Below are 24,693 nucleotides of genomic sequence, written 5' to 3'. Positions count from 1 at the left end.
GTCGGTCAGGAGCGGACGAAGACGGCGGTCAGCTTGTGGGGGGAGTTCATGGTGACGTTGACCTGGCCGCCCAGTGTGTACTGCACCCCGTCGTAGATCCACCCCGCGTGCCGGTAGCCCGCCTGCGGATACGCGGTGACCGCGACGACGGTGCCCGGCGCATAGGGGCCGTAGACGGCCGGGCGGGCGCTTCCGCCCGCGGTGGAGTCGAGGGTCAGGGGGTAGCGGGTCCTGGCGATGGTCAGGTTGCGGTAGCCGGCCAGGACCGGCGCGGAAAGCCGGGCCAGGGCCGCGTTGTTGTTGTTCGCATCGCCCAAGGGCTGGCCGTTGATGGAGTTCTCGGTGTTGGAGTACTGGTTGACGGCCGTGCAGGGCATGCCGCATGCGCTGGAGTACGCCATCAGGGTGTGGAAGTTGTGTCGCGGGGTGACCCATCCGGTTGCGAACGGGGCGTTGAGCAACCGCTGCCAGGAGCCGTCCGGGCCCTGTTGGTTCAGGGTGGTGCGGTCGTGGAAGAGGCCGAGGTTGTGGCCGATCTCGTGTCCGAGGTTGTACCAGTCGGTCATCGAGCGGATGTCGACGACGGAGAACGCGTCGGAGGGGTTGAACCGGCCGCTCATCGGCAGGCTGCCCTGGCCGGAGGACTGGCCGGGAGCGACGCGGTTGACGACGGTGATCAGGTCCGCCCCGTAGCGGTCGCGCAGGCCGGCGGCGGTGGCCCCGAGTTCCGGGTCCCGGGGATCGGAGAGCTTTTTGAACATCGCGGAGGAGGTGTTGTCGCCGCCGTATCCGGTGCCGTAGGTCCCGATGATGTCGATACTCGCCGGGACGCCGCTGTCGGCGAGCGCCTCGTTCATCTTCCGCTCGGACCACCGGATGGTGTCGACGACCTGCTGCTCGCCTCCCGCCTGGGCCACGGCCTGCCGGGTGTACCCGGCAATCACGTCGATGACCACGGGGGCTGCGACTGTGGCCGGAGCCCTGCTCTCCAGGGACTTCCTGAGCCGGGAGGCTGGGGCGGAAGTCATGATGTCGTCGTCGGGTGCATGGGGCTCGCGGTGGCTGGGGTCTTCCTCGGTGATGCGGACCCGGGCAGGCCGACCGGGCATGGTCTCCATGCGGTAGACCCTCGTCCCGAGGTCCGCGACAGCTTCCAGCGCTGCGTCCGCGCCCGGACCTGCCGTGCACAGGCCGCGCATCGAGAGGACGACACTGTGCTCGGGGGCGCCCTTGGCGTGACCGCTCCAGGTGACAGTTCCCCCATCGCTGTCCAACCCGTCCTCGACCGCCGTGACGCGGACGTCGTCGAAGAAGTCGAAGCTGTGCTCCCGGGGCTCACCGAAGGGAGCAGCACTGCACAGGCCACGGAAGGGCTCGGTGTTAAGGGGGACGGTGCGCTCGCGCAGCACCTCCTTTCCCGACCCGGCTGGCGAGGGCTCAGCCGCGGCCAGTGGAGCAGCCGAGACACCGGCAGCCGCGGTGAGAGACGAGCCGGCCAGGGCGGCGGCCACGCACGCCGCGACCAGACGTGCGCGGCGTGAAGAACGGGAGGGCCGGGAGGGGCGAAGCGGGCTCATGGAGGGGTGCATGCGGGAGGCATGTCCTAGGGGAACGATTCGGCATTCCCGGCCGAGACCTTCAGTCACCCAAATGAGTAAGAGTGCGATCCGGCCGCGCCTGTGCCGTCACCGGGCCACGCTGGGGTCCAGGGGGTGCTAGCAGCAGCGGCATCCTTTACGACCTCAGCCCGAAGCGACATGGGCGAAGGCGGCTCGTAGCGGCGGTGCCGTCGGCGTTGTTCCGTTCGTCGCCCCACCGCCTCACCGGAGTCCTCCCGGTGCGGCTCTCCCGGGGGCGGTGACATGCCCCCTTACGCTCCCAGGCGGAAGAAGGGCGCAGCCCCTGCTCCTCGCAGAGCCAGCAGGGGCTTTCTTCTGCCCGCACGGCAACGGCCCTCGCCTGTAAGGGGTGAGGGCCGTTGGTCGGGTCCCCGGGCTCCGCTCCGGGGGGACCGTTCTGAGTGTCGAGTTCAGAACGGAGACCAGCATGCCCCCGCACTCTGAAGAGCACACAGGCGCACGCATCGCGCATGCACGCAAAGCCCGCCGTCTGACGCAGCGTGAGCTGGCGGACCTCTCGAACGTCTCGTACAGCACAATCACGAAGGTCGAACAGGGTGTCGTGCCAGGCAGCCTCGGTCATAGGTGCACTCGCCCACGCGCTGTCGGTGCCGGTCGCCGAACTCAACGGCCAGCCGTACCTGGAGTAGCTGCGACAGGACCAGCTCGACGGGCTGATCAACCCGATCCGTGAAGCCCTGAACGTGTACGACCTGGGGCCTGACCCGGACGTGACGCCGCGCTCGCTGGAGGAGCTGGAAGAGCACGCCTACGGGCTGTGCGCCATGGTCCGGGCCACGGACATCGAGCGGGTCGCCGCGGAGCTTCCGACGCTCTTGCACGAGGCGACGACGAACGCACACCTTCACCCAACGGACCGTTCCTGGCAGCTGCTCGCGGGTGTCTACCGCACCGCGTACGACGTGACGACGAAGCTCGGATTCCCCGACCTGTGCACGGTTGCGCTGGACCGCATGGACTGGGCGGCGCACCGGGCGTCGGACCCGGTGCTGGGCGGGATGCGGCAGTACCTGCGCGCCCTGGCCTACCTCAGGGCCAGCGACTACAAGACGGGCAAGCGGCTGATCGGCCTGGGCATGGCCACGCTCGAACAGGCGGAGCAGGGCCGGGTCCTCGATGTCGTCACCGGGCAGCTGTACCTGGGAGCTGCCGTACTGGCAGGCCGGGACAAGGACAAGGACACGGCGGAAGGGCACCTCCGTGAGGCTGCCCGGATCGCCAAGCGCACGGGCCCGGCCGAAAAGGTGCACTGGCTCAGTTTCGGACCGACCAACGTTCAGGTGCACCGGGTGAGCGTCATGGCTGAGTTGGACCTGTACCCGGAGGCCGTCCAGCAGGCGGAGGAGATCACCATTCCTGAAGGGTGGCCGCCGTCCCGCCTGGCTCATCACCACGCCGAGGTCGCACGCGCGCAGATGTGGACGGGCCGCACCGAGCCCGCCTTCAAGAGCCTCCAGCTGGCGCGGAAGCCGGCTCCGCAGCAGACCAGATACCACCCGACGGTGCGCGAGACGTACGCCGGGCTGGAAGCGGCCAAGCGTCGTATGCCGGACACCTTCAACAACTATGGTGCGTGGCTCGGGATGTGACTTAGCGTCAAGGCTTTGGCCCGGACTATCAATTAAGTTTGATAGTTCCGGCCTTCGCATGTCGGCACTCTGGGTGGCAGACAGGACCCCCGCGACCGCGCGAACGGTCCGGGGGCGTGGTCAACGCTGCTTGGAGCGTCAACATGAGGAACGGTACAGGCCCCGCCCGGGACCACTGCGCACCTTTGACCCACACGACCATCCGCGTGTATCAGGTGGACCGCTACGGGACGGTCACCTCGGACCGCGGCACGGTTCTGGTCCCGACGGTGATGGAGCTGAAGCAGTCCGACGCATGGCCGCCGTGTGAGTGCCCGCGTCACCGGGCCGGACAGGCGGTGCCCCAGTGAACGCCGCAGTCGAGCACGACAAGGACACCGCCCAGGTCGACATCGAGACGATGCGCGCCACCGCGGCCCTGCTGCTCGGGCCGGATGACGGGCCCGAGGCGCTTCCCCCGGTCTCTAAGGAGGTGGACACCCTCACCTTGATGCTGCGCGGCCACCTGGGGCTGCTGATCCCCGAGGTGGAGAAGAAGGCTGGCCAGCTGCCGAAGAACAGCATCCCTCGGTACTGCGCGATCGCCTGCGTCGGTGAGGCGCGCCGCAAGCTCACGGCCGAGCCCAGCCCCCGGTATGGGGGAGCCGCGGGCCACGCCCGCCGCCTGGCGCGTGTCCTGCGAGCGCTGTGCGACCACTACGAAAACGCGGGCAAGCCGTCGCCGTGAAGGCGATTGCTGGCCTGCTCGTATACGTGGCGACCGTGACAGGCCCGGTCCTCGCCGTGGTGCTGGCGCGGACAGCGCACTGACGCACCCCCAGGCGGCCCCTCCGGGTCAGAGCCGCACCCAACAAGCCCCCGCCGCACCGTGGACCGCAAGCCGCGGTGCGGCGGGTCCCTGCGCCCTTCCCGGAACACCCCGGGCGGGCAACCATGAGTGAAGAAGAGGGAGATACATCATGCTGCATCTGGTCCAGACGCACGGTGGCGGTGGCGGTGGCGGTGGCGGCGAGGGAGGCGACGGCCTGCCGGGTGAGCCCTGGCCCGGCCCGCAGGAGCCCCCGTCCCCCGACGGCGGACCGAGGGTCATCGGCTGATGAAACTGCCTGATCTGTCGGAGGAGCGGTCCGAACTGGGCCGCTCCCTCCTGGCCCGTGGGGCCATGACCCCAGACTGGAAGGACGCGTTCGAGGCAGTGCCGCGGTCCGCGTTCCTGCCGGAGGTGATGTGGCCGTACGACATGGAGTCGGGGACGCACGCCACCGTAGACCTGCGGGAAGAGCCGGGACTCTGGTTCCAGTACGCCGACGCCGACGTGCCGATCGTGACGCAGTGGGACGACGCTAAGCCGAGCGGCGAGGGTGTCCGCGTACCGACGTCGTCGGCGTCCATGCCGTCGGTCGTGTTCCGGATGCTCCGCGACCTGGACGTGCAGCCGGGGCACAAAGTGCTGGAGATCGGCACGGGCACCGGCTGGAACGCCGGTCTTCTGGCCCACCGGCTGGGAGTCGACAACGTGGTGAGCATCGAGATCGATCCCAACGTGGCAGACGCTGCCCGGGATCATCTCGCGGCCCACGAGTTGCTCGGCGTCGTCCTCACCCGGGACGGGGCGCTCGGCGACCCGGCGGGAGCCCCGTACGAGCGCGTCATCGCCACGGCCGGGATCCGCACGGTGCCCCCGGAGTGGATCGCGCAGACCCGTCCGGGCGGCTTCATTGTCGCCCCCTGTGGCACGCACTTCAGCAACGCCGACGCCATCGTCCGCCTCAGGGTCGATGCTTCGGAGGCGAGCGGGTATCTCACCGGGCCCGTGGAGTTCATGAAGCTGCGCAACCAGCGGCTGCCGTTCAAGGGCCACGATGCCTACCTCGAGGACGGCATGGCCGGCGCTGAGCGGTCCACGACGGACGTGACCGAGGGCGAGCTACTGGGGGAGGGCCGCTTCGATCCGCGGACCTTCGCGATCGGCCTGCGGGTCCGCGACTGCCACCGTGTCGTGGCGGAGAAGCGCGACGGCGCCCGGCCGGTGTGGTTCTACGGGCTCAAGGACCACTCGTGGGCCTGCGTCATGTTCCGCGACGGTCGCCTGGAGGCCGATGTGTGGCAGGACGGGCCGCGGCGGCTGTGGGACGAGGTACGTGAGGCTCTGGGCTGGTGGCACGAGGCCGACCAGCCTGACTTCGCGCGCTTCGGCCTGACCGCGGAGATGGACGGCACGCAGTACGTGTGGTTGGACTCGCCGGACAAGGCCTGGCTGGTCTGACCGGTCCCAGTGCGCCCCGTCCGTCCGCTTTCCCCGTAGCGGACGGGCGGGGCTCTCGTTCTTGCCGCTGATGAGGACCGAGCCGTCCTTGTGCGAGGCGGCGGCGATCCTCAGCAGGTCGCTGTAGCGGGGGTCCGTCTCACCGGATTCGATGCGCTGGAGATGGCCCCGGCTCAGGCCGGTGGTGGCGCACAAGTGCTTTTTCTGATGGCTCGCCAGGTGCGGCTTCTGGGGTGCGAAAGCGCCCGAACGGTCGGGTTTCGGAGTGGCCCGGCGGGACGGGCTCCCACCGCTGGATGCATCCGACCAGTGAAAGTCCGGGCCAATTCACACGGGGTGTCATCTGTTCACACGGGTTCGATACGGAATGGGGCTCCTGAATGAGCTATTCCGGTCTCAAACTTGTGGGCGTATCACATGGGCCCCGTCGCGCACTGAGGACCGGAAGCCTCCGCGCGGCGGTGCCGTTGTGCTTGTCGGCTGACACTGTGCAGGGCTATGAGCCCGGTAGGACCATCGCCGAAGTTCTAGTGATTGCTTGTTTTTCATCCCGATCACCCCCGCACCCACGATCACCACGGAGCGCGGCACCCGCTCCACCGAGAGCACGTCGTCCGAGTCCATGATCGTGCGCCCGTCGAACGCGACGCTGTCCGGGCGGGCCGGCCGGGTGCCGGTGGCGATCACGATGTGCTCGGCGCTCAGCAGCCGTTCGTTCCCGGTGGCCTCGTCGCGCAGGGCCACGGTGTGCGGGTCGGCGAACCGTCCCGTGCCGGAGTACAGGGCCACCTGGTTGCGGGACAGCTGGTTGCGGACGACGTCCACCTCCCGGCCGACCACGTGCCGGGTGCGCGCGGTCAGGTCGGCGACGGTGATGTCCTCCTTCAGCCGGTAGCTCTGCCCGTACAGGTCGCGCTGGGGCAGACCGGTCAGATAGAGCACGGCCTCGCGCAGGGTCTTGGAGGGGATGGTCCCGGTGTGCAGGGAGACCCCGCCGATCATGTCGGGGCGGTCGACGACGGCGACCCGGCGGCCGAGCTTGGCCGCGGCGATGGCGGCCTCTGCCCGCCGGGTCCGGATCCGATGACGAGCATGTCGAAGTCGGGCACGCACCGGAGTCTGTCAGCCACCGAGCGCCGCACGGAAGGCCCGCGGCAGCGCGGGGCGGGCAGGGTGCGGTCGATTGGAGTACGGGCTTTGCGCACCGGTGAGACGATCCACTCCGGGCACTTCCCAGGCAGTCTGCTGCAGGTGCGCCGCAGCGAGTTGACCCCCTCAACCGCCGCAGCATGAACCCCGCTGCCGACTCGCGGAGTCGGCGGATCGCAGTCCCCGACCCTGAGCGGAATCGACGCCCCGGTGCTCGGGAATCGCGGGCGGCAAGCCGGTAGGGCCGACCGGGGTCCCCAGCGAAGTCGACGGGGCGGTCCGGGGCTTCGCCGCGGATCGCCCCTGGCTGGTGCGAGAGGCGATCACTCAGTGGCAGCCGGTGGTGCCGCTGTCGCTGTAGGTCTTGCCCGCCTCGGGCACGAACTGCCAGTCCTAGCTGCTGGCGTGCAGGGTGAACTTGAGCACGCCGAAGGTGTCACTGTTGCGGGCTTCGCTGTTCGGCTGGATGGTGCCGAAGCTGTAGTGGCTGGCATCGCCCATGCCGGCGACGAATTCCCGGATGCCGCGGGTGGTGTCGAGCTGACCGCTTGGGTTCATGGGGGCGAACCGCTCGTACTGGTGGTTGTGACCGTTGACGATCACGTCGGCGTTGTTGTCGTAGAGCGCCTGGACGAGGGGTCCGGTCGAGAGGTCGGGTGCGTGGTTGGCGCCCGACGTGAACCGCGGCTTGTGCCAGTAGGCGAGGGTGCACGGCTTGGTGCTGGCGGCCAGGTCCGAGCGCAGCCACTGCTCCTGCGGGGAGCCGACGGCCATGTTGACCTCGGAGTTCAGCGAGACCACGCCAGTTGCCGAGGTGGTAGGAGTAGTAGCCCTGGCTGGACGGGCCGGCGTTGGCGCCGAAGTAGTTGTAGTAGCCGGTGGCGCCGGGGGTGTTGTAGTCGTGGTTGCCCGGTGCCGACCTGGTGCGGGCCTTGTGCCGGCCCCACGTCGGGTCGTAGTAGGTGGCGAACTCCGCGGCCGTGCCGCTGTCGTAGGCGTTGTCGCCGGCGGTGAACACGGTGCCGGGGATGCTGTCCAGCAGGTTGGCGGTCGCGGTGTCACCCGTGCCGGAGTTGGCGATGTCACCGGCGTCGACCAGCACGGGGTCACCCGACGGCGGCGGGGTGGTGGGCGGCGGGGTGGTGCCGGTGGTGATCACCAGCTGCGGGGCGTCGGCGCCGCTCTCCTTCGAGTCGTAGTAGGCGCCGTCATTGTTGGGGGAGGTCGCGCCGATGCTGAAGGTGCCGTTGCCGGTCACCAGCGAGGTCACGTCGATCTCGTACCAGGTGTCCTTGACGACCGAGCCGAGGGTGCCCAGGGTGGCGCCGTCGATGGCGGGCTTGTTGTTCCAGGTCGTGCCGGTCTCCGACCACGTGGTGTTGCTCATCGCCTTGAACGTGCCGCCGTTGCTGCTGCCGTTGTTGCCGCTGATCGTGCGGATCCGCAGCTTGGCGTTGGTCACCGGCTCGGTGAGGCCGCTGACGGTGAACTTCAGGAACGACTGGCGCACCGGCGAGTTGTCGACCACGAACTGGGTCGAGGTGCCGTAGTCGTGGCCGGGGTGCTGCCCTGTACGTAGGTGCCGGCCACCGGGGTGAACGTGTTCGTGGCCGCGGTGGCCGTGTCGGCGGTCGTGAGCAGGGCTGCGACGGCGGCGGTCGTCAGCCGGACTGCCCCTCCCGCCATCGCTGATCTCCGGAACGGACGATTTGCCTGGTTCACGCGCTGCGGGCCCCGCACGATGTCCGTCGTCATCGGCGGTCCCCCAGCCGCTCGTCCCGCGCAAGCCGCAGGAGGTGCGCAACCGCGTGTACCTGTCGACGGTCGGCTGGTCCAGGGGGCCGGCAAGGCGGACGAGCTCGGCAGACGCCGACTGTCCGCGATCAGCGCCAACGTCTTCGCTCTCGGCACCGTCAGCCTGGTCACCGACATCTCCGCGGAGATGGTCACCGCGGTCCTTCCCCTCTACCTGGCGCTCGGCCTGCAGCTGAGCCCGACGGCCTCCGGAGTGATCGACGGCGTCTACACCGGCGCCACGGCGCTGCTGCGGATCGTCGGCGGTTACGTCGCCGACCGGGTGCGCAGCCGCAAGGGGGTGGCGGGCGTCGGTTACGCGCTCTCGGCCGTGGCCAAGTTGGGCCTGCTCGCGGCAGGCCGGTCGGCGGCCACCCTCGGGCTGGTGATCGCCGTCGACCGGACCGGAAAAGGACTGCGGACGGCACCGCGGGACGCGCTGATCACGCTGTCGACACCGCCGGAAGCCCTCGGCCGGGCCTTCGGCATCCACCGGGCGATGGACAGCTTCGGTGCGTTCCTCGGCCCGATGACGGCATTGGCGGTCCTCGCCGCCGCCGGCCAGTCCTTCGACGCGGTCTTCGTCACCAGCTTCTGCGTCGCTGTCCTCGGCGTCGTGCTGCTCGTGCTGTTCGTACGCGACCGGCGCGACCCGCCGCCCGAGGCCGGGACCGTCTCACCGCGGGGCGCCATGTCGATGCTGCGGTCCGCGCCGGTCCGCCGCCTCGTATTTGCCGCTTGCCTGCTCGGTCTCGCCACCGTCGGAGACGGTTTCCTCCACCTGCTCCTGCAGCGACGCGAAGAGCTGAGCACAGGCTGGTTTCCGCTGCTTGCGGTCGGCACCAACCTCGGCTACCTGCTCCTCGCCGCCCCGATCGGCGCCCTGGCCGACCGGGTCGGCAGGCTGCCCGTCATGCTGGGCGGTTACACCGCGCTGATCGCCGTCTACCTGCTGCTGTTCGGGCCACTCGGCGGGCGGCCGCTGATCGTCCTGACGCTCGGCCTCTACGGCATCTTCTACGCCGCCACCGACGGTGTACTCATGGCGCTGGCAGGCCCGCTGCTGCCGGAACGGCTGCGCACCACCGGCATCGCCATCGTCCAGACCGGCCAGGCACTGGCCTACCTCGTCTCCTCGGTCCTGTTCGGGATGGCCTGGCAGGCATGGGGTCCGGTGACCGCCAGCAGGGTGGCAGCCGCGGGAGTCGTCGTGGCGATCACCGCTACCGCCGTGTTGCTCACGCGCCGGCCCGGTGCCGTCGTCCAGGAGGAATCCAGTTGAGCGCCCTGACCCAGCGGACCCGGATCGCCGTCGTCATCGCCACCGTCGCAGTGCTCGCCGCCGTCTCCATCGGCTACATCCGGATGGCTGCCGACCGAACGGCCACGGCCGACGCCGGAGCTGATCGGGTCACCACCACCGCGGGCCGGGCGACGCCTGCTGGTGGTCAGCGACCGCCATCTCGTCACTGTCTCTCGGGACGACCCGAGCGGCCCGAAGAGGGTCTCCCCGCTGGAGTGCGAGCGCGTCTATGCCGCGGCAGGCACCGGCGTCTGTATCCGCCCCGACTCCCCGTGGTCCTACCGCCTCGTCGTCCTCGACCAGAACCTCCATGAGAAGCGCGCGTTCCCGGTCCCCGGTCTGCCCAACCGGGCCCGGGTCTCGGCCAGCGGACGCATGGTCGCATGGACGACCTTCACCGGGGGCGACTCCTACAACAGCGGCGGCTTCTCCACCCGTGCCGGCATCCTCGACACCCGTACCGGCGCGCTCGTCAGCACACTGGAGAGGTTCGCGGTGACCAGAGAGGGCCGGCCCTACCAGGCCGCCGACGTCAACTTCTGGGGCGTCACCTTCGCCGCCGACGACAACCGGTTCTACGCGACGATGTCCACGGCCGGCCGCCGGTACCTCGTCGAGGGCGACTTCGCCGCGAGAACCGTGCGCACGCTCAAGGAGAACGTGGAGTGCCCGTCGTTGTCACCGGACGGCACCCGCATCGCGTTCAAGGAGGCCACCGGCGGCGATCCCACCCGCGGCTGGCGCCTGTCCGTGCTCGACAGCGCCTCGATGCGGGTGACGCCGCTGGCCGAGACCCGCAGCATCGACGACCAGGCAGCCTGGCTCGACAACGCCACGCTCGCCTACACGGTGCGAGACAGCAGCGGCGACCCCGATGTCTGGTCCGTGCCGGCTGACGGGTCCGGCGCACCTCGCCTGCTGGTACCCGACGCCGAAACCCCGACCGCACTGGGCTGACTCTGAGTCAGCCATCCTCTGGCATAGGGCACTTGGGCCATCACGGGAAACTCGTTGAACTCCGCCCTGACTCCCGCGCTCACGGGGTGAGGCGGTTCGGGCCGCGGAACAGGAACGCGGCCTCGCGGATCGAATCGAGCCCGAGCAACGCCATCAGGACCCGGCCCAGCCCCATGCCCAGGCCGCCATGGGGCGGGCAGCCGTAGCGGAAGACATTGAGATAGTCCCGCATCGGCTCGGGCCTGAGGCCCTTCTCCGCAGCCTGCTCCAGGAGCACGTCGTAGCGGTGCTCACGCTGCGCGCCGGTCGTGACCTCCAGCCCTTTCCACAGCAGATCGAAGCTCAGGGTCACGCCCGGATCGTCCGCCGGCCGCATGTGGTAGAAGGGCCGGACACCCGCCGGATAACGGGTGACGAACACCCAACCATGCCCGGTCCGCTGCTGGATGTACGTGGCGATACGACGCTCACCCTCGGGGTCCAGGTCCTGCCGTACACCGTCCGGATCCCAGCCCTGCGCCCGCAGGACCTGCTGCGCCTCGGCCATCGTGATCCGCGGAAACGGCACCGTCGGCACCGTGACCTCGATGCCGAGCGTCTCCCGGATCGCCTCCCCGTGCGCGTCGGCGACCTTGGTGAGGGCGTGCGCGAGTATCCGCTCCTCGAACGCCATGACGTCCTCGACCCCGTCGATCCAGGCGAGCTCCACATCCACGCCGGTGAACTCGGTGGCGTGCCGGGAGGTGAACGACGGCTCGGCGCGGAAGACCGGACCGACCTCGAACACCTTGTCGATGCCGGCCGCGATCGCCATCTGCTTGAAGAACTGCGGCGACTGCGCCAGGTAGGCGGAGCGGTCGAAGTAGCCGAGCTCGAACACCTCGGCTCCGGATTCCGAGGGGGTGCCCATCAGCTTCGGCGTGTGCATTTCGGTGCAGCCCTGTCCGTAGGCGTACTCGCGCATGCCCTGCTCCAGCGTGGTCTGCACGACGAACAGCAGGTGCGCGGCCGGGCGGCGCCGGACGTCCAGAAACCTCCAGTCCAGGCGGTGTTCCAGGCCGGTGTGCTCGTCGATCGGCAGCGGCGTCTCGGCCCGGTTCAGGACCTCAACCCTCTTCGGGATGATCTCCAGGCCGTGCAGCTTCACGATCGGGTTCTCGGCGACGCGGCCGGTGATCCGGACCGCGGACTCCGGAGTGAGCTGCTGAAGGGCGGCCTCGATCTCGTCGCCTGGGCCGCCGCGCTGGTGAGTTACCTGCACCATGCCGGTGTGGTCGCGTACCACGACGAACTGCACCTTGCCCAGCAGCCGGAGTGTGTGTACCCAGCCCGACACGGAAACGGTCCGGCCCACGTGCTCGCGCAGCTCGGACACCAGTACACGATCGGTCGTATGGATCATCGCAGCCCTCCAGGGCGTCATGGTGATCCCTTAGGGGCGCGGGCGAGAAGGGGACTCGCGGTTCGCCTTCACCACCACTCGACAGCGGCGGCCTCATTCATGGGCCCGTAACGGGGGCCAGCGGCGCGGCCCCGGTTCTCTTCCGCGGTCGAGCCCTCCACATTCAGGCCCTCATACCTGCGGCGTACGACGGCCAGGCGCTCCGCCGTCAACGCCGAGGGGCCGTACCCCACACGATCAGCGGACACGTGCGCTCTCTATCGGTCCACTTCGTCGAGTTCCGCACATGAGTTTCCGTCCGTGACCGCTATGGATGTCGCAGAGACGGCTCATGAGAGCCCGTACGTCGAAAGGGAGACATCTATGCGAGGCAAGCGAGTCCTAGGCGCAGCAGTGCTGTTCCTGGCGGTGTCCGCCGGATTCGGCGGTTCCGCCCAGGCCGCCGCCGAACCGGTCCCGTCGGGCACGGCGGTGCCGCTCATCGGGGACCTGCCCGGTCACGAGGCCGTGACGCAGGACGGCACCGCCAACGGCCGATTCATCACCGCTCACTGCCCGGTCGGCATGTCGGTCACCGGTGGCGGTGTCCACACCGTGGGCAAGGCCGAGGGTCTCGACTCGCACGCCGCGCCGGACGGGTCGGGTTGGACCGGGCGGGCTCGCGCGAGCGACACCAAGACCCCCGTGACCGTGTGGGCCATCTGCGCCTAGGACAGGTCCGGCCGGCCGTGTGACTACTCGGCGCCCGGGTCGTCGATGGGGACATCGGGCGGGGCGATCTGAGGGAAACGTCTGCTCCAGGGCCACCACCAGGTAGGCCGGCAGGCCGATCGCGACGATCAGCCCGACGATGTACTCGGCCCTCACAGGGACCTCGTATGTCTCACGGCAGGGACGGGAGCGCCTCCGGGCAAGGGCTGGGCCGTCGCTCGCCCGGAGGCGGATCGGGGGTGCGGGGGCAGAGATCCACTGCGGTTATAGGACGAAGGTTGCACCGGAGGGGCTGCAGGAGCTGAGCCAAGCACTGGAGACGCGCAGCGATCTGACGGACCTCGCTGAAGTCCACCCTGCCCTGGCCCATCAGTTTCTGCAGCTGCGCCAGCAGCTCGACGATCACGCCAGTTCGACAGGCCCCGCCGAAACACACAGCCAAGGACATGATCTCGGGGCGCAGCAGGAGCGTGTGGTGCGAGACCGCCGACTGCTGGTCGAGAACCTCACTGCCCTTCTGGCCGAGATCCGAAGCCTGGAGGGTTTCTCAAGCTTCGTTCTCCCGCCCGCCACGGATGAACTGCTTGCCAGGCATCCGAAGGCCCGGTGGTGGTCTTCACTGAGCCTCCGCCAACTTGAAGTCGCAGGTCAAAGGGCTGGTGTGAGAGTCTTCCGGGGTGCTCACACCGGCCGTGGGCGGTAGTCTGCGGAGTAGATCGTCCGTCAGCGGTTGACTTCGAGGTTCGTCAGAACGAGCAGGGCGCGCAGGAGCTGGGTGGCGCGGGCGGGGTCGGTGCGGAGTTTGGTGAGGATCCGCCTGTTCTTGAGGTGGGCGAAGCCGTGTTCGACCGGGGCGCGCCCGGTGGCGAGGACTCGGTTGCAGGACCACCTCCCCACCCTGCTTGGCGACCTTCTTCAGGGCGCGGTCCAGGCGTGGTGCCTGCGTGGCGAGCAGGGTGATCAGCTCGTCGCGCCAGCGGCGGACGGTGGACTCGGACACGTCGTTGCCGCCAGCCATGTCGGCCAGGCGCTGGTCGTGGCGCAGCACGGCCAGGACGATCACCGCGATCCTTCCGGGCGGCAGGATCCGCCACCTGGACCGTATCGCCTTCAGATGCCGTCGTAGCAGGTCGGCGAGGTGGTTGACGGTGTCCGTGGACATCGGCAGACGGCACTGGTAGACAAGCGGGCAGGTGCCTTCGGCTCGTTCTTTGGTTTTCGTCACACAAATCCAACGACCGCCGGGGACACCCCGGTTACGCCCACGCTGCACCGCTGTGGACGGTGGCGGAGCAGGTCACAGGAGGGTGGTGAACCGGCCATCGGGCAGTTTCCGCAGCCAGCCGCGGTCGACGAGTCTGACCAGCTTGGCCCGCACGCTGACGTCCACTCCCAGCATCTCGCCGACCTGGCGGGCCATGACCGGTCCGGCGGCCTGCCGCACGGCGGCGAGGATGCGCCGGTAATCCGGCGGGAGCATGGACTCCTCCACGTCCCGCGTGCGGTGCGGGATCAGCATCAGCGCCCGTCCGCCCACCTGCCCGGGCACCGGCGCGGCCGAAACGCGCTCGCCAGCGAGCTGCTCGCTCACCCTCTCAAGGACTCGTTCGGCGACAGCGAGTTCGTCCCGCTCGGCCCGTACCTCCGTCAACTGCTTGGCCAGCTGTTCTTCGAGTTCGTCCAGTTCCGCGCGCCGCGCGGTGATCCATTCCAGCAGCTCGGGATCCAGCATGCACCGGATCGTAGAGGGCCGCCGAACCGTAGCGGGCAAGAACTGGACGGTCAGCTTCCAGCCTTGCTTCCCCGGCTAGCACTCCTTGGCAGTACGGCTCCTCGTGCCGTGACCGGACAACGTGCCGTTGATCGCGGACGAGCGGGACGTACCCCTCGTGGTGCTTTCTGCGATGACACATGAGCGGGGCCCGCAGACCGCCTTCACCTCCTGTGATGGGAGGGGCTCATGAGGCCCATGTGATGCTACGGGCAGCTCAAAGGGCTGCTCGTGAGGGTCTGCGGGTTTATCGTCGCGGCACTTCAGGCAGCGTGACCTCTGTGACGCATATGTCTGCTGAAACTGGTGTTTCGGCACAGACAACTGGATGATTAACGTTCGGTTCATGCCAAACCGCAGCGCCAGATTACGCACGTTCGCTATGGTCGCCGCTCTCGGTGCCGTCCTCGGCTGTTCCACCGTCGCCCATGCCACCGAGTCGCCTGCACCCCGCTCCGACGACTCTGCTCACACCTACTATTGGGATCGGTTCGACAAGAAGTGGTACCTCAATGGGGGGTATCCGTGCGAGCTGGCCTGGGAGCACGACTATCGGAATCCAAGCTGGCCCATCGACCTGATCAACACCACCAATTGCCACACACAGGTGTGGCTGTACGCCAATCTCGACAAGTCCGGTAAGAAGCAGTGCATCCCGCCGGGCTCCGCGCGGAAGATCGCGGACCACGATCTCAAGATGGCAATGATCCTGCACATCGGCCCGAAGGGGAGGTGTCCGTAGACGTCACAATCGATGGATGGTCCCGAGTTGTCCGAGTGGACGGTTCGGGACCGCTTCCAATGGGCGAACCGTGAATGTCACGACTCGGCACGTAAAGGGATCAACGAACAAAGCCGCCCACTCCCCTGACCTACCGCCCTGTTGGAACGTTCCTTGAACTGTGACAAAGTAGACCCGATCGGGCCTGGACCAAGTCTGAGGACCGTGGAGCCATTGGGTTGCCGCGTGATGTGTCGTGACAACCATCAGGACGTTGCGCGGTTCCTGCTCCCCCCATTCGGCAGCCCACTCCAACACCGCTTCCCCGACCCGGTCCAATAACTGTGCGTCCATGCGGTTGACGGTACAGGGCGTTGCGCATCGCCGGAGCTTGGCGACAGCCGCAACACGACCATCCTTGCAGCCCGCGAGTCGGTGCCCTCCCCACGTGCGCAGACACCTTCCGCAAGGCAAACGAGGCCAACCTGCCGCAGTAAGCACGGAGATGCCCACTCCGGGCCGTTGGCGCCAGCAAACCACGAAGTGATCGAACAGGGCATTGCCTTCCGCCGGGCGCAGCGACTCGCGGTATCCGGGGGAAGACATGTCGGAGTGCATCAAAGCGCAGTCCACCCTTGTTGAGGTGCTTCAGTGGCTATGGGATGTAGCTGCCGGCCCGGTGCTGGACGCCCTGGGGTATCACGATCGGCCCGCACTGAAAGACGCGCAAGGTGAGGAGCGTTGGCCACATGTGTGGTGGGTGCCAGGCGGCCCCCTGAGCGTTCTGCCCCTGCACGCTGCCGGCTATCACACGGAGGTGAGTGACGATCCCCCACGCACGGTGATAGACCGGGTGGTCTCCTCGTACACCCCCACACTGCGTGCGTTCCGGCACGCATGCGAGCAGACCCCGGTCCCGCGCCGCGGGGACGCCTGCAGCCATGCGCAGCCTGATTGTCGCCATGCCGTCAACACCAGAACTGCCCGACCGTGGCAAGCTGAACTTCGTCGATGCCGCAATGCTGCAAGGCCGTCTGCCTGATCCCGTGCTGCTACGGGAGCCCGATACACCCGCGGAGTCTGCAACCCGGCTTACCCGGCTGAACCGACCCCGCCGACCCCTCGAGAAGCCGGCTGCTCTTGCACGACGTCCCTCTTACGGCCACCCTGCAGGACAATCCGACGCGTTCCGGCTTCGACCAGCCGGCCTTCGCTCTGCACCAGGCTTTGAGGAAGCTCCGCGACGGCCATGACCTGCAGATTCCTGCCAACAGGAGGAGGGCGACCTTAGTGTGGGCCGGCTATCTGCATTCCGGAGCATGACCACGCCTTTTCCAGGTCCCGCACGCGGAGCCGAACCCTGACCGACCGGTGGCCCGGCCCACGCGGCCGGGCCACCGGTGATGCGTACGGCGTGCCTACGGGGCCATCTCGTACGCGCCGGACAGCGCCTCGACCCGCTGCCAGACTCGCTCCGTGCGCGCCTCGTCGACGACCGGCCGCCGGACCGAACCCAGCGCCCACTCCTGCTGCTGTTCGGTCGCCGAGTCCTTGCCGTGCAGTTCGACGGCGTGGCCGGAGAAGTCCCGCACGAGGACGGCGAAGAGTTCGTCGAGCACGTCCTCGTCGAGTCCGGTCAGGGCGGCCTGCTCCAGGACGAGCTGCCCGTGCACGACGAGCGCGAAGAGCTGACCGACCGCGAGGACGAGGTCGAGGTCGCGGCTCTGCTCCGCGTCGGGGGCTGCCGTGGCGACGAAACTGCAGAGCGCGTCGGCCTGTTCGCGCAAGCGAGCGACGTTGGGAAGGTGCGCGTACGCCTCGAAGGCCGGGCGCCAGTCGTGGAAGCGCACCGAGCCGAGGCCGCGGGCCGGCCCCTGCCGGAACAGGAAGTCGTCGTCGGCCGCGTCGAGGCGGGTCGGCACGCCGGGGTAGTCGACCGGGTCCAGGAGGTGGCTGCGCATGAACTTCAGGATCAGCGCCAGGTTGACGTGGACCGTGCCCTCCAGCTTCGGCAGGCCGCGGATCTCCACGGCCGCCTGGCCGAAGTAGTTGTCCTTCTCGAAGCCCTTGGCGGCGATGACGTCCCACATCAGGTCGATGACCTTCTCACCCTCCGTGGTCACCTTCATCTTCGTCATCGGGTTGAAGAGCAGGTAGCGGCGGTCGTCGGGGCCGGCGGAGCGGAAGTAGTCGACAGCCCGGTCGCTGAACAGCTTCATGCCGACGAGCCTGACGTACGCGTCGGTCAGCTCGCGCCGCACGTGCGGGAAGGCGGTGACGGGGCGGCCGTAGAGGATGCGATGGTGGGCGTGGGTGACGGCCTCGTACATCGCGTGTTCGCAGATGCCGATCGACGCGGTGCACAGGTTGAACTTGCCGACGTTGACCGTGTTGAGGGCGGCGTCGAAGGCGGCGCGGCCGGTGTGCAGGACGTCCTCGGCCGTTACGGGATAGTCCTCCAGGCGGAACTCGCTGACGAACTTCGACGAGTCGACGACGTTCTTGACCAGGTGGTAGGCCGGGTGACGGCTGTCGGCGGCGAAGAACACGTAGCCGTCGGGGCCCTCGACGTCGGTACGGCGGCCGAAGACGGAGACGAGTCCGGCGGCGTTGCCGTTGCCGATGTAGTACTTGGAGCCGGTCGCGCGGAAGCCGCCGTTGCCGTCGGGCTCGAGCAGCATGTCGGTGGAGTAGATGTCGGCACCGTGGGTCTTCTCGGACAGGCCGAACGCGAACACCTCTCCCTGGGTGAGGAGTTCCGCGGCGCGGGCGCGGGCGGCGGCGTTGTCGCTCTGCCAGAACGGGCCGAGGCCGAGGATGGTGACCTGCCAGGCGTACCAGTAGTCCAGGCCGTAGAAGCCGAGGATCTCGTTGAGCGCGGCGATACGGGCGGTGTCCCACCGCTTGTCCGGCTCCCCCTCACCCGCGGCGGACGACGGGGTCAGGAAGGTGGCGAACAGGTTCTCCTTCGCGGCGAAGGCGAGGAAGTCACCGAGCCACGCGCGGGTCCGGTAGTCCTCGATCAGCCGCCGCTTCCCGCGCTCCTCGAACCAGTCGACGGTGGCACGCAGCAAGCGGCGCGTCTCGGAGTCGAAGTGCGCGGGGTCGTAGGTGCGCGGGTTGAAGAGCAGTTGGTCAGCCATGGTGAGGCGGCCTTTCGGCTGGTGGACGGATGGGAATCGGGAGGTCTGGCGGCTGGAGGAGCCGGACGGGGAGGATCGGCCGGCGGGTGCGGCGGCGATCAGCTGCCTGGGCCGAACCGGGCCAGCGTGGCGAGCACGTCGTCGAGCCAGTCGATCATCATCCGCTCGTAGGCGATGCCGCCGCGCAGTACGACGTGCTGGAGCTCGCGCTCCGCGTCGAGCGGCGCTTCCGACGCGGCCGCGCTTGCCTCGGGCCCGGTGAAGTCCCGCTCCTCGCCCGCGAGATAGTGCGCCAGCCGGTCCCGGTGCGCCTGCCGGTGCCGCTCCACCTCGCGGATCAGGCCGGCCGGGTCGTCGAAGGCGGCACCCCGGATCTTCACCGCCAGGTCGTGGCGGACGCTCTCCGGCTCGATCGGATCGTGCAACCACGACGACAGCGCGGCCCGGCCGAGGGCGGCGACGGAGTACTCCTTCTTGTCCGGCCGGCCCTGTTGCGGGACGTCCCGGGCTTCGACCCAACCGTCGCTCTCCATGCGCTTGAGCACGCGATAGATCTGCTGGTGGGTAGCGGTCCAGAAGTAGCCGATGGACCGCTCGAAACGCCGGGCCAGCTCATAGCCGGACCCCGGCTTCTCCAGGAGCGACACCATGATCGCGTGTTCGAGCGCCATGCCGCCGATCCTGCTATGCAACTCGTTGCATAGCAAGTCCCACCCGCTCCGATGCGACGCGGCTCACCCCCGGACGGCCCCTGCCGGCTCGATCCGCCACCGCAGTAGACAACTGCACGCTGATCAACTGCTCAGTGCAGGTAGATGCGGCCTCGCCCCGGGAGGTTCCGGCCGACGGGGCATACCTTCGCGGCGCTGCGCGTCAGTGGTGGCATCGACCTGTATCCGAGCAGCGTGGGCGTTGCCCCTGCTGGTCAGCAGTCGGGAACCTCCCTGTGCAAGATCCCATCTCACAGGGCGGCATGCCACCGCCGATGGGTGAGTCCCGCGTCGCTCGGCCCGGTTGAGCGCCTCGGGTGTCCGTCGTGGTGGCCCCTCGGAGATTGGAGACACCCCCCATGCGTCTTTCCACCGCCCACAGAACCGCGCCCCGGCGGATCGCCTCCGTGGCGATCGCTGCCGGCGCGGTGCTCGGAGTCGTCGGTGCGTCCACCGGGACGGCCGACGCGGCGACACCGACGCACCCCGCCCGCCCGAGCAGTCCCATCATCGGCGGCACCGAGAAGCCCGTCGGCTCCTATCCGTTCATGGCGGCGCTGCTGACCAAGGGCCGGGGCAACCCGCACGACCGGCAGTTCTGCGGCGGCAGCCTGCTGGACCCGTACGTCGTCATGACGGCCGCGCACTGCGTCGTCGGAGAGCAGCCCAAGCAGCTCGAAACGGTCGTCGGCCGCACCGTGCTGTCCAAGAAGAACCAGGGCCACCTGCGCAATGTCACCGACATCGTCGTCCACCCCCGCTACGCCCGGGGCCAGGAGGCGTACGACATCGCGTTCCTGATGCTGGACAAGCCCGTCAGCGGTACCGCGCCGGTCAACCTGCCGACCGCGGGCACGGACGCACTCATCCGCCCGGGCGCCAAGGCCACGGTCATCGGCTGGGGCAACACCGACACGGAAGTGCCGAACTATCCGGACCGGCTGCGAGCGGTGGACGTCCCGATCGTGTCGCACATCGAGTGCAAGGCGTCCTACTCGAGCTACGACAAGAAGGTCAACGTCTGCGCGGGCGTCGAGGGCAAGGACTCCTGCCAGGGTGACAGCGGCGGACCGATGTTCCGGAAGCTTCCGGGCCGCCGCGGGGTCTACCAGGTGGGCATCGTGTCGTACGGCGACGGCTGCGCCGCTCAGGGGGCTCCGGGCGTGTACACGTACACCGGTTCGGCCAAGCTGTGGGACACGCTGGGCGAGTCCGCGGCGGGCAGGAAGGTGAAGCAACTGCTCGGCCGCTGATCCGGTGAAAGGATGCCCTGTTCCCGAGTGCTCGGGTGAACAGGGCATCCGCTGGAGCCGGGGGCCACACGCACGCCCCGTCTCCGATCACTGTGTCACCGCACCGTCCACGTCAGTGAGGTGGTCGCCTGTGCTCGGACCGCGGGATCCCGCAGGGCCGCCGTGTGGTCGGTGACGGTCGCCGTAACCTCGTGTCCGTGGCCTCGAACGCCCAGTTCACGTGGCGTCACCGACGGATCGCCCGTCGCTGACGGGACCTGCCGGCCGTCGACGTACCAGGTCAGCTCGAGATCGGCGAGCCCGGTCAGCGACGCGAGCCGTACCGTGATCCGGCGTCCCTCCCCGATGGGCCGGGATGTGGGGAGGGAGCTGGTCATCGCGTCCGCGTCGGCGTAGAAGCCGGCGATCATCGCCTCACGGCCGACGACGTTGAACTCGGTCGAGGCCAGGGAGCGCATGATGGACGTCTCGGTCGGACGGTAGACGCCTGCATCGTAGTATCCCCCGCCTTCGTACGCGCCCACGACTGAACCGGACGGGTCCTGGACCCCGAGCCAGCGGTACCACTTCGTCGTGCCCAGGTCGCGGCGGAGGGTGAGGTTGGCGGCGGCCGGTTCCTCGGCCGAGGGGTAGGTGCCCGAGCCCGGGTACTGGTACTCGTCGGCCAACTTGCCTATGGAGTGGCCCAGTTCGTGGGCGCCTATGAGGTACGACCTGTCGTTGTCGGACGACATCGTCGCCACCCCGCCGAAGGTCGAGCCCGACGGCAGGTCGGCGGCGGAGTAGCCCGCGCCGCCGTACTTGGCGGAGTTGGCCACGACGAAGACGATGTCGGCGTCCGGGGCCAGGTCGGCGTAGTGCGCGACCTGATCGGTGTCGACGCACAGCAGGCGCTCGATGCCGTCGCAGAAGAAGGACGAGTGCAGCGCGGTGTCCTTCACGACATCGGCGCTCGGGTCGCCGGAGACGCCGGACTCGTTGGAGACGGTGTCGACCAACCAGATGTTGAACAGGCCGCGGTAGCTCCGGTACGGCTCGACAGTGAAGATCGCGTCCAGCTTCTGCTCGGCGTCGGCGGCGAACTCTCGCTGTTCGTCGGCGGTGTAGCCGTCGCCCATCACCACCAGGTCGAGCCGCCCGGACACCGGTCCGGTGCGCTGGAGTGCCTTCACCGCCGGGGTGGTGGCGGCCGGGGTCGGCATGTGGCGGCCGATCCGGCCGGGGGCGCCCGCCGGGACGGTCACCTGGCGGGGCTCGCTCCGGGGTCCGGGGAAGTACTCGACGTGCTGATGGCGGACCGGGGGGACGGCCGCCACGGCCGGCCCTGAGTTCACTCCGCCGACCAGCGCGGCCATGGCGGCAAGGACAGCCCCGGCAGCGGTGATCCAGCGCATACGCGGTCTTGCGCAGTGCGGCACGACAACCTCGCTTAATTATTCAGTTAAGTACACTTAATGTCGCGCTTAATGTAGGGGTTCGGACCGCAACCGGCAAGGAAGGACGCAGAGTTGACGGACTGTCTGGATACGACATCGGACCAGCCACGGCCCCTACTACCGTCGTGCAGCCTGCTGGTCGGCACGTACGCCTGCTGATAGGGGAAGTGAGGTGCCAGGGCGTCGGCGTCGGCGTAGCGGATGGTGCCGTACTCGGCCGGCACGGCGGCGGCCTTCGCCCCCACGCCGGGCAGCTCCCGGATGGGGCGCGGCCGCAGGAACGCGGCGATCGCGTCGGGGGAGGAGCCACGGCGGGTGGGGGTGGCTTCTGCAACAGCACTGGCTGACCCGACTGCATCACCTCGGTTCGGCGAGGCGAAGTGGTTACGACAGGCCGAAAACCGTGCCGCACTGCTCCTTCTCGCCCTTCACCGCGCAGACCTGGACGACGATCGGCGTGCCGCTCAACGCCGGTGCCGGCCAGTTGGGCGCCCTGCGCGCGGTGGGGCAGGCGCCGGTCCTGCTGCTGTCGCTCTTCGCCGGCGCGTGGGTGGACAGGTGGCGGCCGTGTTCTACGACGTGCCATACCAGGCGTCGTTGATAGGGCTGGTGAAGCGCGATCAGTTGGTGCGGGGCAACAGCGCGCTCAAGGGCAGTCGGTCCGCTGCGCAGATCGGCGGTCCCGCCCTCGGCGGTGCGTTGGTGTCTGTGCTGTCGGCCCCGATCGCCGCCGCCTCCCGCGCAGTGTTTTTCGCGCTGTCGTTCCTGTCGATCCGACGGATCGGTCGCCGCGAATCCATCCCGGAACGCTCGGAACGTCCTCCTCGGGTCTGGGGGCGGATCCATGAGGGCCTCCGCTTTCGGCGCCATGCTCGTGTCCGCGGCAGCACTCGGCGACGGCGTGTTCCTGTTCGTGCCTGCACTGCACGGCACCTCGGTGGTGACGGTTCCCGCGCTCCTCTGTCGCCGCGAAGAGCCGACACAACTCCCTCAGCGGTCGTAGTCAGCGCCGAGCATGCGAAGGAGGGCACGTTCCGGAGTCTGTCGGTCACCAGGCGTCATGCAGCAGGCCCGCGCCGTCGGTGCGCGAGCACGACGGCAGCGGGCCAAGAGGTCCGGGCGCCCGTGCGCGCCCGGACCCGTACCTCACGCGGCCAGCGCGTGACCGGGGTGGAGTACCACCTTGGTGTAGCCCTCGATCCGCTTGTCGAACTTCTCGTAGGCCAGCGGCGCCTCCTCCAGCGGCAGCTCGTGGGAGACCACGAAGCTGGGCTTGGCCCGCCCGGCGATGATCAGGTCGCGCAGCTGGCGGTTGTACCGCTTGACGTTGCACTGGCCGGTGCCCATCTGCTGGCCCTTCTCGAACATCTTGCCGATGGAGACCAGCAGCTGGCCGTGCTTGGCGTTCTCGTCGGGGCCGCCGGGGTCGGCGGGCACGTACAGCCCCGGCACGCCGAGCATGCCGGTGGGGCGTACCGTCATGACGAGCTCGTTGAGGACGATGGCGGGTTCCTCATGGCTGGCGTCGTGTGCCTGGGCCTGGTACCCGACGGCGTCGACGCCCTTGTCGGTTCCTTCTCCGTTCGTCTGTTCCTTGATCTGCTCGGCCGGGTCGCCCTTGGTGAAGTCGATGGGGATCGCCCCGATCTCCGCCGCCTTGGCGAGCCGCTCGGGCACCCGGTCCACGGAGAACACCTTCGACGCACCGCGCAGCAGCGCGGAGTAGGCGGCCATCAGACCCACAGGTCCGGCGCCGAAGACGGCCACGCTCTCGCCGGGGGAGACCTGGGCGAGTTCGCATCCGTGGTATCCGGTCGGGAAGATGTCGGCGAGCAGCACGAAGTCGGTCTCGAATTCGTTGCCCGCCGGCAGCTTCAGACAGTTGAAGTCGGCGAACGGCACCCGCAGCAGCTCGGCCTGGCCGCCCTTGTACGGGCCCATGGCCACATAGCCGTAGGCTCCGCCGGCGAAGCCCGGGTTGACCGTCAGACAGAAGCCGGTCTTCCCGGCCAGGCAGTTCTTGCAGAATCCGCATGCGACATTGAACGGCATGACGACGCGGTCTCCCTTGGACAGGGAGGTGACACCGGCGCCGACCTCCTCGACGATGCCGAGGTTCTCGTGCCCGAACACGATGCCCGCCTCGGCCGCCGTGCGGCCCTCGTACATGTGCAGGTCGGAGCCGCATATCGCGGTCGACGTGACCCGTACCAGGACATCGTTCGGATGCTGGATCTTCGGGTCGTCGACGTCCCTCACCGTCACGCTGAAAGGCTTCTCGTAGACGACGGCTTTCACCTGGATCACCTCCGCGTCGAGCGCTGGACGACGGCGGCGAGGCGGAGCCGCTTCCGGGGGTCGCACACAAGAACGCGGGACCTCGGCCTGTGCCGTGGCCCCCATGCGCTCGCTTCACCGCCGGTACTTCCAGGGAACGCCCGCACGAAAGGGGCCGCAACCCCGCGCGGGCAGGACCGGACGCCGGGCGGGCACGCCCCACACGCGCCTGGCCCGGCGTCTCCCCGTTGGTGTCTCGGCGCTCCCCGGACCGCCCTAGGGCAGCAGCCTCTCGATGGCCTTCTGGCCCTCGGTCTCCAGCTTGCGGCGCGCCCAGTCGAGGGTCGCCGGAGTGACGTCCCTGCCCGTCGCCATCACCAGGTCCTCCGGGGTGACGTTCCTCGACGGAGCGGAGTGGAGCAGGGCGTCCGGGGTGCAGTGGTCGTCGGACGACCGGGACTCTTCGGGTGTGGATGTCGACATGATGCCTCCTCCTCGGTCCGGATGACCGCATCCGTGCCGGTGCCGCCGAACGGGGCACACTCTCACCATTGCCCGCCTCGGCGCACCC

The 24,693-nt window shown here is 68.8% G+C and carries 21 protein-coding genes and 4 pseudogenes; 12 read left to right on the top strand and 13 right to left on the bottom strand.

The genetic code is table 11. From position 1 onward, the window contains the following. Positions 1-5 precede the first annotated feature (5 nt). Complete coding sequence (locus ACZ5DS_RS21015; protein WP_468240643.1) at positions 6-1,409, bottom strand: InlB B-repeat-containing protein; 1,404 nt, start codon at positions 1,407-1,409, stop codon at positions 6-8. Between the two features lie 637 nt (positions 1,410-2,046). On the opposite strand from ACZ5DS_RS21015, the pseudogene ACZ5DS_RS21010 reads away from it, so the two are divergent. The 4 genes and pseudogenes from ACZ5DS_RS21010 (at position 2,047) to ACZ5DS_RS20995 (ending at position 5,495) form a co-directional block, all read left to right on the top strand. Further along, a pseudogene (locus ACZ5DS_RS21010) lies at positions 2,047-3,229 on the top strand (helix-turn-helix domain-containing protein). Positions 3,230-3,575: 346 nt separating this feature from the next. Continuing rightward, positions 3,576-3,956, top strand: coding sequence for a DUF6415 family natural product biosynthesis protein (locus tag ACZ5DS_RS21005; RefSeq protein ID WP_468240640.1), 381 nt, complete (start codon positions 3,576-3,578; stop codon positions 3,954-3,956). A gap of 232 nt (positions 3,957-4,188) precedes the next feature. Further along, a complete protein-coding gene (locus ACZ5DS_RS21000) occupies positions 4,189-4,326 on the top strand; it encodes a hypothetical protein (protein WP_468240638.1) in 138 nt (45 codons plus the stop codon). Further along, on the top strand, positions 4,326-5,495 hold the full coding sequence (locus ACZ5DS_RS20995) for an rRNA adenine N-6-methyltransferase family protein (RefSeq protein ID WP_468240635.1): 1,170 nt from the start codon (positions 4,326-4,328) through the stop codon (positions 5,493-5,495). Before ACZ5DS_RS21000 ends, ACZ5DS_RS20995 begins: the two co-directional genes overlap by 1 nt. 543 nt (positions 5,496-6,038) lie before the next feature. Here the strand turns inward: ACZ5DS_RS20995 and ACZ5DS_RS20990 are convergent. Both ACZ5DS_RS20990 and ACZ5DS_RS20985 read right to left on the bottom strand, forming a co-directional pair. Continuing rightward, a pseudogene (locus tag ACZ5DS_RS20990) lies at positions 6,039-6,604 on the bottom strand (FAD-dependent oxidoreductase); the annotation flags it as partial. Between the two features lie 433 nt (positions 6,605-7,037). After that, entirely contained in the window at positions 7,038-7,445 is a 408-nt protein-coding gene (locus ACZ5DS_RS20985; RefSeq protein WP_468241301.1) for a metallophosphoesterase family protein, read from the bottom strand. Positions 7,446-7,672: 227 nt separating this feature from the next. Here ACZ5DS_RS20985 and ACZ5DS_RS20980 point away from each other — a divergent pair, with 227 nt between their 5' ends. Beyond that, complete coding sequence (locus ACZ5DS_RS20980) at positions 7,673-7,843, top strand: hypothetical protein (RefSeq protein ID WP_468241299.1); 171 nt, start codon at positions 7,673-7,675, stop codon at positions 7,841-7,843. Between the two features lie 8 nt (positions 7,844-7,851). Here the strand turns inward: ACZ5DS_RS20980 and ACZ5DS_RS20975 are convergent. After that, positions 7,852-8,172 (bottom strand): annotated as a pseudogene (locus ACZ5DS_RS20975) (CBM96 family carbohydrate-binding protein); the annotation flags it as partial. Between the two features lie 213 nt (positions 8,173-8,385). Here ACZ5DS_RS20975 and ACZ5DS_RS20970 point away from each other — a divergent pair. Together ACZ5DS_RS20970 and ACZ5DS_RS20965 are read left to right on the top strand one after the other, a co-directional pair. Then, positions 8,386-9,720, top strand: a complete 1,335-nt coding sequence (locus ACZ5DS_RS20970; RefSeq protein ID WP_468240633.1) for an MFS transporter — start codon at positions 8,386-8,388, stop codon at positions 9,718-9,720. A gap of 162 nt (positions 9,721-9,882) precedes the next feature. Continuing rightward, positions 9,883-10,698, top strand: a complete 816-nt coding sequence (locus tag ACZ5DS_RS20965) for a TolB family protein (RefSeq protein ID WP_468240630.1) — start codon at positions 9,883-9,885, stop codon at positions 10,696-10,698. A gap of 79 nt (positions 10,699-10,777) precedes the next feature. On the opposite strand, the gene aspS is transcribed toward ACZ5DS_RS20965, so the two are convergent. Next, positions 10,778-12,100, bottom strand: a complete 1,323-nt coding sequence (gene aspS / locus ACZ5DS_RS20960; protein WP_468240628.1) for an aspartate--tRNA(Asn) ligase — start codon at positions 12,098-12,100, stop codon at positions 10,778-10,780. A 363-nt stretch (positions 12,101-12,463) separates the two neighbouring features. Here aspS and ACZ5DS_RS20955 point away from each other — a divergent pair, with 363 nt between their 5' ends. Beyond that, positions 12,464-12,811, top strand: a complete 348-nt coding sequence (locus tag ACZ5DS_RS20955) for a hypothetical protein (protein ID WP_468240626.1) — start codon at positions 12,464-12,466, stop codon at positions 12,809-12,811. A gap of 723 nt (positions 12,812-13,534) precedes the next feature. Here ACZ5DS_RS20955 and ACZ5DS_RS20950 read toward each other — a convergent pair. Beyond that, positions 13,535-13,708 carry a hypothetical protein gene (locus ACZ5DS_RS20950; RefSeq protein ID WP_468240624.1) on the bottom strand — a complete coding sequence of 58 codons (174 nt, stop codon included), beginning with the start codon at positions 13,706-13,708 and terminating at the stop codon, positions 13,535-13,537. A 400-nt stretch (positions 13,709-14,108) separates the two neighbouring features. Then, positions 14,109-14,543, bottom strand: a complete 435-nt coding sequence (locus ACZ5DS_RS20945; RefSeq protein WP_468240621.1) for a hypothetical protein — start codon at positions 14,541-14,543, stop codon at positions 14,109-14,111. A gap of 385 nt (positions 14,544-14,928) precedes the next feature. On the opposite strand from ACZ5DS_RS20945, the gene ACZ5DS_RS20940 reads away from it, so the two are divergent. Next, the gene (locus ACZ5DS_RS20940; protein ID WP_468240618.1) at positions 14,929-15,324 is read left to right on the top strand and encodes a hypothetical protein; all 396 of its coding nucleotides are present in this window, start codon (positions 14,929-14,931) and stop codon (positions 15,322-15,324) included. 583 nt (positions 15,325-15,907) lie between these two features. Beyond that, positions 15,908-16,345 carry a CHAT domain-containing protein gene (locus ACZ5DS_RS20935; protein WP_468240616.1) on the top strand — a complete coding sequence of 146 codons (438 nt, stop codon included), beginning with the start codon at positions 15,908-15,910 and terminating at the stop codon, positions 16,343-16,345. A gap of 376 nt (positions 16,346-16,721) precedes the next feature. Here ACZ5DS_RS20935 and ACZ5DS_RS20930 read toward each other — a convergent pair whose 3' ends face one another. Both ACZ5DS_RS20930 and ACZ5DS_RS20925 read right to left on the bottom strand, forming a co-directional pair. Then, a complete protein-coding gene (locus ACZ5DS_RS20930; protein WP_468240614.1) occupies positions 16,722-18,446 on the bottom strand; it encodes an acyl-CoA dehydrogenase family protein in 1,725 nt (574 codons plus the stop codon). A 98-nt stretch (positions 18,447-18,544) separates the two neighbouring features. After that, positions 18,545-19,117 carry a PadR family transcriptional regulator gene (locus tag ACZ5DS_RS20925; RefSeq protein ID WP_468240611.1) on the bottom strand — a complete coding sequence of 191 codons (573 nt, stop codon included), beginning with the start codon at positions 19,115-19,117 and terminating at the stop codon, positions 18,545-18,547. Between the two features lie 398 nt (positions 19,118-19,515). Between ACZ5DS_RS20925 and ACZ5DS_RS20920 the strand changes: the two genes are divergently transcribed. Further along, positions 19,516-20,409, top strand: a complete 894-nt coding sequence (locus tag ACZ5DS_RS20920; protein ID WP_468240609.1) for a S1 family peptidase — start codon at positions 19,516-19,518, stop codon at positions 20,407-20,409. Positions 20,410-20,504: 95 nt separating this feature from the next. Here ACZ5DS_RS20920 and ACZ5DS_RS20915 read toward each other — a convergent pair whose 3' ends face one another. Together ACZ5DS_RS20915 and ACZ5DS_RS20910 are read right to left on the bottom strand one after the other, a co-directional pair. Then, a complete protein-coding gene (locus ACZ5DS_RS20915) occupies positions 20,505-21,764 on the bottom strand; it encodes a M64 family metallopeptidase (RefSeq protein ID WP_468240607.1) in 1,260 nt (419 codons plus the stop codon). Between the two features lie 86 nt (positions 21,765-21,850). Beyond that, positions 21,851-22,135 carry a hypothetical protein gene (locus tag ACZ5DS_RS20910; RefSeq protein WP_468241268.1) on the bottom strand — a complete coding sequence of 95 codons (285 nt, stop codon included), beginning with the start codon at positions 22,133-22,135 and terminating at the stop codon, positions 21,851-21,853. Between the two features lie 113 nt (positions 22,136-22,248). Between ACZ5DS_RS20910 and ACZ5DS_RS20905 the strand changes: the two are divergent. Further along, a pseudogene (locus ACZ5DS_RS20905) lies at positions 22,249-22,806 on the top strand (MFS transporter); the annotation flags it as partial. Between the two features lie 185 nt (positions 22,807-22,991). Here the strand turns inward: ACZ5DS_RS20905 and ACZ5DS_RS20900 are convergent. Together ACZ5DS_RS20900 and ACZ5DS_RS20895 are read right to left on the bottom strand one after the other, a co-directional pair. Next, entirely contained in the window at positions 22,992-24,143 is a 1,152-nt protein-coding gene (locus ACZ5DS_RS20900; RefSeq protein WP_468240605.1) for a glutathione-independent formaldehyde dehydrogenase, read from the bottom strand. A gap of 255 nt (positions 24,144-24,398) precedes the next feature. After that, positions 24,399-24,605, bottom strand: coding sequence for a hypothetical protein (locus ACZ5DS_RS20895; RefSeq protein ID WP_468240602.1), 207 nt, complete (start codon positions 24,603-24,605; stop codon positions 24,399-24,401). Between the last annotated feature and the right edge of the window lie 88 nt (positions 24,606-24,693).

This window comes from Streptomyces sp. NPDC031100, from assembly GCF_055570785.1.
This window is presented reverse-complemented; position numbering and strand designations above follow the sequence as displayed.

Coding starts and splice junctions, on each gene's coding strand:
- ACZ5DS_RS21000 (WP_468240638.1), top strand. CDS start 4,189: ATGCTGCATCTGGTCCAGACGCACGGTGGCGGTGGCGGTGGCGGTGGC.
- ACZ5DS_RS20995 (WP_468240635.1), top strand. CDS start 4,326: ATGAAACTGCCTGATCTGTCGGAGGAGCGGTCCGAACTGGGCCGCTCC.
- ACZ5DS_RS20980 (WP_468241299.1), top strand. CDS start 7,673: ATGCTGTCCAGCAGGTTGGCGGTCGCGGTGTCACCCGTGCCGGAGTTG.
- ACZ5DS_RS20970 (WP_468240633.1), top strand. CDS start 8,386: ATGTCCGTCGTCATCGGCGGTCCCCCAGCCGCTCGTCCCGCGCAAGCC.
- aspS (WP_468240628.1), bottom strand. CDS start 12,100: ATGATCCATACGACCGATCGTGTACTGGTGTCCGAGCTGCGCGAGCAC.
- ACZ5DS_RS20955 (WP_468240626.1), top strand. CDS start 12,464: ATGCGAGGCAAGCGAGTCCTAGGCGCAGCAGTGCTGTTCCTGGCGGTG.
- ACZ5DS_RS20945 (WP_468240621.1), bottom strand. CDS start 14,543: ATGCTGGATCCCGAGCTGCTGGAATGGATCACCGCGCGGCGCGCGGAA.
- ACZ5DS_RS20940 (WP_468240618.1), top strand. CDS start 14,929: ATGCCAAACCGCAGCGCCAGATTACGCACGTTCGCTATGGTCGCCGCT.
- ACZ5DS_RS20935 (WP_468240616.1), top strand. CDS start 15,908: ATGTCGGAGTGCATCAAAGCGCAGTCCACCCTTGTTGAGGTGCTTCAG.
- ACZ5DS_RS20930 (WP_468240614.1), bottom strand. CDS start 18,446: ATGGCTGACCAACTGCTCTTCAACCCGCGCACCTACGACCCCGCGCAC.
- ACZ5DS_RS20925 (WP_468240611.1), bottom strand. CDS start 19,117: ATGGCGCTCGAACACGCGATCATGGTGTCGCTCCTGGAGAAGCCGGGG.
- ACZ5DS_RS20920 (WP_468240609.1), top strand. CDS start 19,516: ATGCGTCTTTCCACCGCCCACAGAACCGCGCCCCGGCGGATCGCCTCC.
- ACZ5DS_RS20915 (WP_468240607.1), bottom strand. CDS start 21,764: ATGGCCGCGCTGGTCGGCGGAGTGAACTCAGGGCCGGCCGTGGCGGCC.
- ACZ5DS_RS20895 (WP_468240602.1), bottom strand. CDS start 24,605: ATGTCGACATCCACACCCGAAGAGTCCCGGTCGTCCGACGACCACTGC.